Source organism: Streptomyces sp. NPDC006332 (genome assembly GCF_040612855.1).
GTDB lineage: Bacteria > Actinomycetota > Actinomycetes > Streptomycetales > Streptomycetaceae > Streptomyces.
The window spans coordinates 1-8,885 of record NZ_JBEXRA010000113.1; the positions used below are offsets into that span (position 1 = coordinate 1).

Here is an 8,885-nt window from a genome sequence, read left to right on the forward strand (position 1 = left end):
GGCGGATACCAAGGCACTGGCCTCCTCATCCCGCACCGCAAACGACGAGGCCAGAGCCACCTCAGCCCATCGCAGGAGGCAGAGAACGCCGTCCACCGCTGGGCCCGAGCACGGGTGGAACACGCCCTGTCGCGGCTGAAGAACTGGAAGATTTTGCGGGACTGCCGACTCAAGGGCGACGGAGTTCACCAAGCCATGCTCGGCATCGCCCGACTCCACAACCTGGCCCTCACTGGATAACTCACACCCCATACGGGACAACGTCTAGCCCAGGGAATGAGTGGTGCTGAAGCTCTCTGTTTTGGCCGTTTGTGAGGCCAAAGTGCGGGATACCCCCTCAAGTTGTAGCTAGCAGCCCTACTATCGTCTGAGCCGGAGGTCGGAGCTAGTGGCTAGTTTTGCGGACGCCGGGCGACCGTTGTCGAACGTTGGGAGCGTCGGATGAACCCCCTCATCAAGGGACTGTTTAAGAAGTTTCGCGAAGAGGAGGAGCTTACTGACATTAATGACGCTGACGCTTTCGAGCTTTTTGCTGCAAGTCTCATCCTTCCGGAAGACCTTACGAGTCAAGTTCAAAAGTCCGACCTACTTCTCGACCCAGGCGCAATCGGCGTTGACGTAATCGCCCTTGACGTAAACGGGCATCTAGCTTGGGATGTTGATGACGTTAAGGAGATTTGCGATAATGCCGCCAAGGTGGATATGAGCTTGCACTTCATCCAAGCTAAGCAGTCTGCCTCTGTATCTAGTACTGATATTCTCAATTTCGGCGATACCGTTCGGAGGTTCCTCCAAGGGGAGGGTTTTTCTGCGCATCCCCGCATGGATGCATTGGCCAAAGCGCTTGGTTCTGTGTTCGAAAATTATGCGAGTCGCCTCAAAGGATCCCCCTCTGTCTATTTGTACTTCACCACTACAGCGCCGAAGCAAGCCATCGCGGCCGATCCGGTGAAAGAAAGGATCGCGACGACGAGGGAGTATATCGAAAATCTCGGTTTTCTTGGGAAAGTCACTGTTACAGTCCTCGGCGCTGATGATATTCATGACGCATGGGTTAGGAAAAACCATGCAAACGAGGTGGAAATCCAGTTCGAAAAGCAAGTTAACTTGCCGAAGATGCCTGGCGTTGATCAAGCGATTCTGGGCGTCGTGTCAGTGGCTGAGCTGCTTAAATTGATCGAGGTTGGCGATGCAAGGACTCTCGATGAACGGGTATTCTATGACAACGTGCGAGGGTTCAAAGGGGAAGACAACTCAGTAAACAAGCAGATTATGAAGACCCTCGATTCTCCTGAGCGGAACCTCCTTCCTGTTCTCAATAACGGCGTAACTGTCGTTGCTGCGTCATACGCACCCAAGCCCGGAGATGCGGTTGCGTTGTCTGGGTACCAGATTGTCAATGGTTGTCAGACCAGTCACTGCCTATATCTGTCCAAGGAGTCACTTGGTGAGGCGCTTTCTGACGTCTACGTGCCGATTAGGCTGGTTGTAACTGGGGATGAAGAGGTAGCGACACAGATCATTCGTGCAACGAATTCTCAGACCGCCGTACAAGAGAATGATCTAGTGGCGCTTAGCAAGTTTCAGAAGAGGTTGGAAGATTTCTATAAACTCGACGCTGCGGATATTAAGCTGACGTACGAGCGGCGTTCAGGTCAGTTCTATAATAAAGAAGTCACCAAGAATCGTGTCGTCACAATTGGCGATCAGATGCGTGCCGTTTCGTCGATGTTTCTAGATGCCCCACATGTGGCTGCCCGATATGCGAGCAGGCTGTACGAAGACATCGGTGCGGCGATCTTTCGCGAGGATCACAAACTCCTTCCGTACATGGCGAGCGCATTCGCTGCCACCGGCTAGAAAATGCTTTCAGGTCCGGCGGGCTAGAGGCTGTCTACAAGCCGGCTCGATACCACATTCTCATGGCCTACAAATATCATGTACTGGGAGGTCAGTCGGCTTCTCTTGAGAAAAACAAATCTGAAGAGCAGAGTGAGCAGATCATTGCCGCCTTGAAGCAACATGACCTGATCTCAACATTTCGTGAACTGGCTCAGTCGGTCATCGCAGCTGGTGGCGGCCAGATGCCCTCGCGGGATCGGCTAAAGCGACAGCAATTCACTCAAGACTTGGTCACTCAGTTGATGAAGCCGTGAGCGGGGTACTGAGGTTGAACTCGTGATGTCGGAGCGGGTTATGTGGGTCTGATGGTCAGGCCGGTCTCGGTGAGGCAGCCGTCTATGAGGTGGCTGCGGTACTGAATGTGCCGTAGGTCGCGTCGGATGCGCTGGATGAGGTGTTCAGGGGTGCTGAAGGCGACGTTGGAGAGCCATCCGCGTCGCAGGAGGGACCAGATGCCTTCGACTGGGTTGAGGTCGGGCGCGTAGGGCGGCAGGTAGTAGACGGTCAGCCAGTCCCTGCCTTCCGCCCACTGCCGTAGGTCGGCGGCCTTGTGGAAGTTGAGGTTGTCCCAGACGAGCACGATCTGGCCGCCGAGCTGCTGATGAGCGACGGTCAGCAGGTCTCGGTAGTCGCGCCAGGAGAAGCTCTTGCGTCCGTCATGTGGGCCGTCGTCTCTGCGTGGCCGGTAGATCAGCCTCGACCTGCGGCCGGTTTTGTAGCAGGTCAGCGCGGCGATGGAGATCCGCCTGCGGGAGCGGCCGCGCACCCGGAGCACCGGGGTGCGGCCACGCTGTGACCAGGTCCTGGCCTGCGGCGGCGTCATGGAGAAGCCGGCTTCATCCTCGAAGACGAGCCAGGCTCCACGGGCCGCCGCGACCCTTCCGCGCAGGGCCACACCTCCTTGACCCACCCGGCCACCGCGTCGTCGACCCGCTCCATCGCGCGTCGGGCCGGAACCTGGCAGGACCAGCCATTGCGTACCAGCAGTTTCCGCACGCCCTGGATCGTGTACGTCAGGTGGAAACGCCGGCCAATCACCGTCTTGACCCGCTCCAACGTCCACCGCTGGTCCTCCCAGCCGTGCGCGGACGGGCCCTTGGCCAGCTCCGCCTCCAGCTGCGTGAACTGTTTCTGGCTCAGCCTCGGCAGCGACGTCGGCCCCTGCGACCGCAGAGCCCGCGGACCGTCCTCGCTCCATGTCTGCCGCCACCGCTGCACCGACCGGACACTGACCCGCAGGTCCTTGGCGATCACCGAACTCGCCTCAACTCGTGCGAACCAATCCGCGGCCTGAAGCCGTAACTCCTCACGGAACTGCTGCCGTTCGGCGGTCCGCCCGCCCCCTTGTGGATACCGCATGCCCCTGGTGATACCGCAGCGGACGACGAGCCGTCAGCCCCTACGACACCACGAGTTCAACCTCAGTAGAGCTGTCGCGCACTATGAGGTCGGCGGAGTCTTAATGGCCGAGTCAAGGGGCTCTGTCTGTCGCGGGTGCTGTCAGGCGTCGGTGTCGGCGGCCTCTTCGAGCAGGTCCAGGGCGTGGTTGTGGAACCGGCGTTCGGCATCGCGGCATGGGGCGTTGAAGAAGGCTCGCTGAGCCTCGGCAAGATCGCAGTTCAAGAGCCCCATGGTCACGAACACGGCTTCCACGCCGTGGCACCCGTTGTCTTTGAGGAACTGCTGGAGTCCGTCCGTGTCGCCGGTCGCCTCCCAGACGGGCCGGGCGGTTTCCTGCATGGCTGCGATGCGCGCTGATCGTTCTGCGTCGAAGCTCACCAGACCCGCCTCTCTGGGATGGGTCCGCAGACTATCGCCAGTGGTGGGGCACGTTGGCCCAGTTAAGCGGCGCGAGCGACTGGTGGGCGCAGGGTGAAGGGCCTTCCATCGCGTAGGAGGGCCCACAGGACATCGACGCGTCGGCGGGCGAGGGCGATGACGGCTGGGACGTGCTTGCAGCCCTCGGCTCGCTTCTTCGAGTAGTAGTCACGGTTGGGGCCCTCAGGGATGATGCTGGTCTGGGCGGACAGATAGAAGACTCGGCGGAGGCGTCGGCTGTAGCGTTTGGGCCGGTGGAGATTGCCGGTGCGGCGTCCGGAGTCCCGGGGAACGGGCACCAGGCCGGCCGCGGAGGCCAGGTGGCCTGCATCGGCGAAGGCGGCCAGATCACCCGCGGCAACGATGAACTCGGCACCCAGGATGGGCCCCATTCCGGGCAGGGATTCGATGATGTGGGCCTGGGGGTGGGTGCGGAAGGTCTGCCGGATCTGCTGGTCGATGTGCTTGAGCCGATCGTCCAAGGCCAGGATCTGCGTCGCGATGTCGGCGACGATGTCGGCGGCGACGTCTTGGCCGGGCAGAGTGGCGTGCTGTGCCTTGGCGGCCTGCAGGGCCGTGGCGGCGACCGAGTCGGGGTTACGCACGTTGCGGCTTGCCAGCCAGGCCGTGAGGCGGGCTTGGCCGCGGCGGCGTATGGCTGCCGGGGTCTGATAGCCGGCGAGCAAGATGATCGCGCCTTTGTGGTCGGCGTAGTCGAAGGCTCGTTCCAGTGCGGGGAAGATCCCGGTGAGCACGTCGCGCAGCCGGTTGAGCATGCGAACGCGGTCGGCGATCAGGTCGGAGCGGTGGGCGGTCAGCAAAGCCAGATCGGCTGCCAACTGTGCGGGAACGGCGATGGAGGTGAAGCCTCGCCGCAGCCGGGCGGTTTCTGCGATCACGTAGGCGTCGCGGGCGTCGGTCTTGGCTTCACCGCGGTAAGCCCCGGCCATCCGGTTGACCGTCCGGCCGGGAACGTAGACGGCCTGTTGGCCGTGGGCGGCGAGTAAGGCCAGCAGCAGTGCGGACGCGGTGCCGGCGATGTCGACTGCCCAGTGCACCTCATCGGCTATGACGAGGATCTCGCCGAGCGCGGTCAGGATGGCGCTCTCGTCGTTCGGGACCTTCTTGCTCCAGATGGTGGCCCCGGCGGCATCGACCGCTGCCAGCCAGTGATGGGCTTTACCTGCGTCGATCCCGACCCAGAGATGGGTCAGCTGCTCGGCCATGTGCGTCTCCTCGGTTCAGGCAGCATGCCGTTTTGGCCCGAGGAACACCCGCCGTCAGCTCCGTAAACAGCGATCAGATCGCACATCTCAATCAGCGGCCAGGGCGTCCCGAAGAGCGGGGCGGCCACTCCACCGGAGCCACTTGGGCAAGCGACTTTAGAGCCACACCCCACTCTTCCGGACCGCCAAACAACTTACGGAGCGGCTTTGGGCGGGAGCTGCTTTGGCGCGAGTGATCATGGCATGGTGCGCAGGGCGACTGCTGCCCATCTGCTGGCCTGGGGTGCCGAGTACGCGTCGAAGGAACCCTCGTTGCAGGCTCCGTCGTAAGACGCGGACGCCCTGGTGTGCCGGAAGGACGGGGCGCCGGATCCGGGCGAGGGCTCGCCGTCTCCACAGGCGGCGGGTGCGCTGGATCCGCAGCGGACGCAGTACGTTGAGTGGCCCCTGTCATCGCCTTCGGGCGGTGGCGGGGGCCGTTTCGTCATGCTCGGGGTCAGGCCGCCTCGACGATTCCCGAGCGGACGGCCGCGTCCCACTTCACGACCAGCAGCCCGTACACGACCCGCTCCTCGTCCGTGAACGGGTGCCCCCACGCCGCCCGCGCGAGCGCACGGGTCCCCTCGTTCACGACCGCAGCAGAGCGCGGCAATCCAGGGGCCGGGATGGGTGGGGGCATGAGGCCAGAATATCGAGCTGCGGCCCTGAACACGCATGGCCCGTACGGCTTTTTGAGGACCGCTCAGGAGTCGAGCCGACGCCGCACTCCAGCGAGCGCCTTCCCCCACGGATACGCCAGTGGATCCCCCTGCTTGGGAGGATGCGACTCATACCCGTCCGGCCCGTCGAGGACAACGACCCCCTGCTCCCGCAGCGCGCCAACTGAACGAGCGACCGCCGGCTGCGCGCCCTGAGCCCGGTTGAAATACGGCATCGCCACCACCGGCACCCCCATGTTCACCGCCTCGGACGGCAGACCGATCGCCAGCGTGTCCGAGATCCCGGCCCCCCACTTGTTCAGCGTCGTGCAAGACATCGGCGCCACCAACATCGCGTCCGCCTTCGGCAACTGGTCCTTCTCCCACGGCAACTTGTAACGCGACCGCACCGGATACCCGGTCAGCTCGACCAGCTCTTCCATGCGCGGCCCCCACCAACTGGCCGCCGACGGGCTGAGGATCAAGCACACGTCCCATCCGTCGGCCTGCGCCGCGCGCACGCCGACGTCGATGTACTGGGTGGGGCCAGCCGCGCAGCCAATGAAGTAGAGCACTCGGGTCATGCGCGCAGTCCACAGCGCTCAGCCAGCGCACGCAAGCCAGGCCCCGGGTTCGCCGTTGCGCCGACGACGTCCGCGACGAGGTTCACCGTGTCTGGCCTGCCCTGCACCTCCTCCGGCGCCAGTTCGTCGGCCTCCAGGAGACGGGTCGCCGCATCGTCCTTGCGCCGTGTCAAGAGCGAAGCTCGTGCCATGGAAACCCGGTGCCCGGCCTGCCGCTCCCGAGTCATTCCGGCCAGCGTTTCGGGGTCAACCTTCGTAGCGGCCTCAAGAGCGGACCATCCGTCCTCGAACCGAAGGAGCATGTCCATCCGGTGAAGGACCACGTTGGTGGGCCCGAACTGGGTGTAGTCCTCGTCGAGGTCGGCGCCTTGCCGCGCTGCCACATCTCCGGCCTCGCCCACGTAGCCGTCCGCCGCGCGCACCCGGTCAGTGGTCCGCTCCTGCGAGGACTCGGCCAACGCGGCGGACAAATACAGCATGCCGAGGGTGGACAGGCCAAGCGGCCCGCAACCGGTCAGGTCGTTGGACAGGCGGCGCGCGGCAGCCGTCGCGAACTCGACGGCCGCTGCGGGGCGCTGCTGGCAGACGAGGCTCTTCGTGACCCGCCGTGCCGCCGCACCCACCTGTACGGGATCACCGGACCGCTCCGCGGCGACCAGCGCCCGGTCTGCGGCGAGCGCGGCCGGAATCGCCGTCGCCGACCCGTACTTGTGGAGGTACGACGTGACGAGCTGGTAGACGCGGGACAGCAGCGCTTGCGCGTCCGACTGCTCGCCAACGGGCGCGGCGTGCGTGGCTTGTTCCGCATCGGCGATCAGGGCGGGCAACTCCCGGGCGAGGGTGGCGTAGTGGCATGCCTGGAATGCCCGGCAGCAGTAGCCGAGCGTCCGTTGCAGGGCTGCTTGTGCGGCCGGCGCTTCGTCGCTGTCGGGGGCGTAGAGGGCGTCGATGACGCGGAGGGCGTCGGCGGGTGGGGCGCTGCCGGCGGGCGGCAGCGGTGTGCTGTCGGTCAAGAGTTGCTCCATGGGTACGCGCAGGACTTCGGCCGCGCGTACCAAGACCGACAGGCGTGGGTCCTGTTGGCGTTTTCCGCCTTCGATGTCCTGCACCCAGCGCTTCGTCTGCCCCATGAGCTGTCCGAAGTCGGTTTGGGTGAAGCCGCGCCGGTCTCGCCAGTAGGCGATACGGCGGCCGATGCCTGAAGTGTCCATTGTGCACCCCCGAGCAAGGCACGCACTTTGCGTGCCCGTCTCTGTTGTACCGCGTCCTACGGTCACGTGTGTGAAACGGATCACCGTGACCGTGGAGGCGCACACCATGCAGACGAGCGACGACACCCACACCCCAACGCCGCTCGCCCTGCTTCCCCTCCCAGCTCTCGACGGACTGTCACAGGAACAGGTCCGCGGCGCGGCATGCGTCTGGTGTAGCGAGGGACTCGACACAGGCACGGCTGTCGACCTGGGCGAGCGCCGTCACAAGCACCTGGACGGCCACTACTCGACGTTCCCCCGTGCATGCCGCCGCTGTGCTGGAGAGGCCGCCGTCCGCGTGGTCCGGGACCACGCCCCCTACTGCGAGCTGTGCGTGAAGAACGCCGCCGAATGCGACACCGGGCGCGTCCTTGTCCGCCTCATCCGGGAAGGCGGCCGCGCATGACCGACAGGCCTGTGCCGCCGCCGTTCATGTGGGCCTGCCGCCGTTGCGCCGATCTCCTCATCGACATCGCCACAGCAACCGCCCTGTCCACCGAGCACGACCTGTACGACGGCACGGTCCGCTGCCAGCTGATGCTCGCCGGGCACCTCGCCGCCCACCACCTCGACGCCATCCCTGAACCCCACACGGACTGCCCGCGCTGCGACTTCTACGCGAAGCAGCCCGACCGCCAGCACTTCGAGAGCTTGTGGGCCGAACATCGGGCGCGTGACCTGTTCCTACCTGCCGAGGTAGCCCGCCTCATGTGACCCCTGCCCCGCGCCCCCACAGATTCCCGCCCGTCCCGTACCCCGTGAATTGCTGGGGCGGGCGGGTTACAACGCCTCCCACCAGAGGCGTCCGTCCACAAGAGGAGGAAGCACGTGACCATCGCGTTGGAACGTCCCGTGGGCACCACCGACCCACCCACCCTGCTCACCCCCGAGGTGACCGACCGACTCGCCCGCCGCATCACCACCGACCACCCGGACATCGACTCGGCCACCGCGCACCGCATCATCGGCCAGACCGCCGCGTTCATCGCTGCATCCGGCCAGCAGCCCGGCCAGAACCTCGCGCCGAGCAAGCTGGTCGATGTCGGCTGGCACGCGTTCGTCCTGCACACCGTCGACTACGCCGAGTTCTGTCAGCGCGTCGTCGGCCACTTCGTCCACCACGTCCCGACCGACGAGGACGAGGAGACGCCCGACGGGCCGCAGGCCACCCGCGAGCGGACCCTGACCGCCATCACGGCCGCCGGATACACCGTGGACCTCGAGCTGTGGGGCACCACAGCCGACTGCAACCAGTGCCACGCCGGATGCCACGACAGTCCCAAGAGCGGCTGACACACCGGCACCTGATGTAAGAAGCCGTATCTCAACCGAACGTGATCCCTTGATTCCTGCTGGTCAGGCATGGTTTCGCTCGGGTTGAGGGAGGCATCGCGACGTCTTGTG

The 8,885-nt window shown here is 64.5% G+C and carries 13 protein-coding genes; 6 read left to right on the forward strand and 7 right to left on the reverse strand.

Features of this window, described 5'->3' with window-relative positions; translation table 11 throughout:
- The 3 genes from ABZ027_RS42530 to ABZ027_RS42540 form a co-directional block, all read left to right on the forward strand.
- Positions 1–240 (forward strand): transposase family protein (locus tag ABZ027_RS42530; protein WP_356778374.1); only part of this gene is annotated, 240 nt, incomplete at its 5' end.
- 201 nt (positions 241–441) lie between these two features.
- On the forward strand, positions 442–1,860 hold the full coding sequence (locus tag ABZ027_RS42535) for an AIPR family protein (protein ID WP_356778376.1): 1,419 nt from the start codon (positions 442–444) through the stop codon (positions 1,858–1,860).
- A 62-nt stretch (positions 1,861–1,922) separates the two neighbouring features.
- Positions 1,923–2,156: a hypothetical protein gene (locus tag ABZ027_RS42540; RefSeq protein ID WP_356778378.1), complete on the forward strand. Its 234-nt coding sequence runs from the start codon at positions 1,923–1,925 to the stop codon at positions 2,154–2,156.
- 38 nt (positions 2,157–2,194) lie between these two features.
- Here ABZ027_RS42540 and ABZ027_RS42545 read toward each other — a convergent pair whose 3' ends face one another.
- The 7 genes from ABZ027_RS42545 to ABZ027_RS42575 form a co-directional block, all read right to left on the reverse strand.
- Positions 2,195–2,725: a transposase gene (locus ABZ027_RS42545; RefSeq protein ID WP_356778380.1), complete on the reverse strand. Its 531-nt coding sequence runs from the start codon at positions 2,723–2,725 to the stop codon at positions 2,195–2,197.
- Complete coding sequence (locus ABZ027_RS42550) at positions 2,722–3,261, reverse strand: winged helix-turn-helix domain-containing protein (RefSeq protein WP_356778382.1); 540 nt, start codon at positions 3,259–3,261, stop codon at positions 2,722–2,724. Before ABZ027_RS42550 ends, ABZ027_RS42545 begins: the two co-directional genes overlap by 4 nt.
- 141 nt (positions 3,262–3,402) lie before the next feature.
- Positions 3,403–3,681: a hypothetical protein gene (locus ABZ027_RS42555; RefSeq protein ID WP_356778384.1), complete on the reverse strand. Its 279-nt coding sequence runs from the start codon at positions 3,679–3,681 to the stop codon at positions 3,403–3,405.
- Positions 3,682–3,743: 62 nt separating this feature from the next.
- Complete coding sequence (locus tag ABZ027_RS42560; RefSeq protein ID WP_356778386.1) at positions 3,744–4,946, reverse strand: IS110 family transposase; 1,203 nt, start codon at positions 4,944–4,946, stop codon at positions 3,744–3,746.
- Between the two features lie 496 nt (positions 4,947–5,442).
- A complete protein-coding gene (locus ABZ027_RS42565; RefSeq protein ID WP_356778388.1) occupies positions 5,443–5,577 on the reverse strand; it encodes a hypothetical protein in 135 nt (44 codons plus the stop codon).
- 111 nt (positions 5,578–5,688) lie between these two features.
- Positions 5,689–6,228 carry a flavoprotein gene (locus ABZ027_RS42570; protein ID WP_356778390.1) on the reverse strand — a complete coding sequence of 180 codons (540 nt, stop codon included), beginning with the start codon at positions 6,226–6,228 and terminating at the stop codon, positions 5,689–5,691.
- Positions 6,225–7,439 carry a helix-turn-helix domain-containing protein gene (locus ABZ027_RS42575; RefSeq protein ID WP_356778391.1) on the reverse strand — a complete coding sequence of 405 codons (1,215 nt, stop codon included), beginning with the start codon at positions 7,437–7,439 and terminating at the stop codon, positions 6,225–6,227. Before ABZ027_RS42575 ends, ABZ027_RS42570 begins: the two co-directional genes overlap by 4 nt.
- 70 nt (positions 7,440–7,509) lie before the next feature.
- On the opposite strand from ABZ027_RS42575, the gene ABZ027_RS42580 reads away from it, so the two are divergent.
- From ABZ027_RS42580 to ABZ027_RS42590, 3 genes are all read left to right on the forward strand, one after another.
- On the forward strand, positions 7,510–7,887 hold the full coding sequence (locus tag ABZ027_RS42580; RefSeq protein ID WP_356778393.1) for a hypothetical protein: 378 nt from the start codon (positions 7,510–7,512) through the stop codon (positions 7,885–7,887).
- Entirely contained in the window at positions 7,884–8,195 is a 312-nt protein-coding gene (locus ABZ027_RS42585; RefSeq protein ID WP_356778395.1) for a hypothetical protein, read from the forward strand. The genes ABZ027_RS42580 and ABZ027_RS42585 overlap by 4 nt, the downstream gene beginning before the upstream one ends.
- A gap of 114 nt (positions 8,196–8,309) precedes the next feature.
- The gene (locus ABZ027_RS42590; protein ID WP_356778397.1) at positions 8,310–8,774 is read left to right on the forward strand and encodes a hypothetical protein; all 465 of its coding nucleotides are present in this window, start codon (positions 8,310–8,312) and stop codon (positions 8,772–8,774) included.
- Positions 8,775–8,885: the final 111 nt, after the last annotated feature.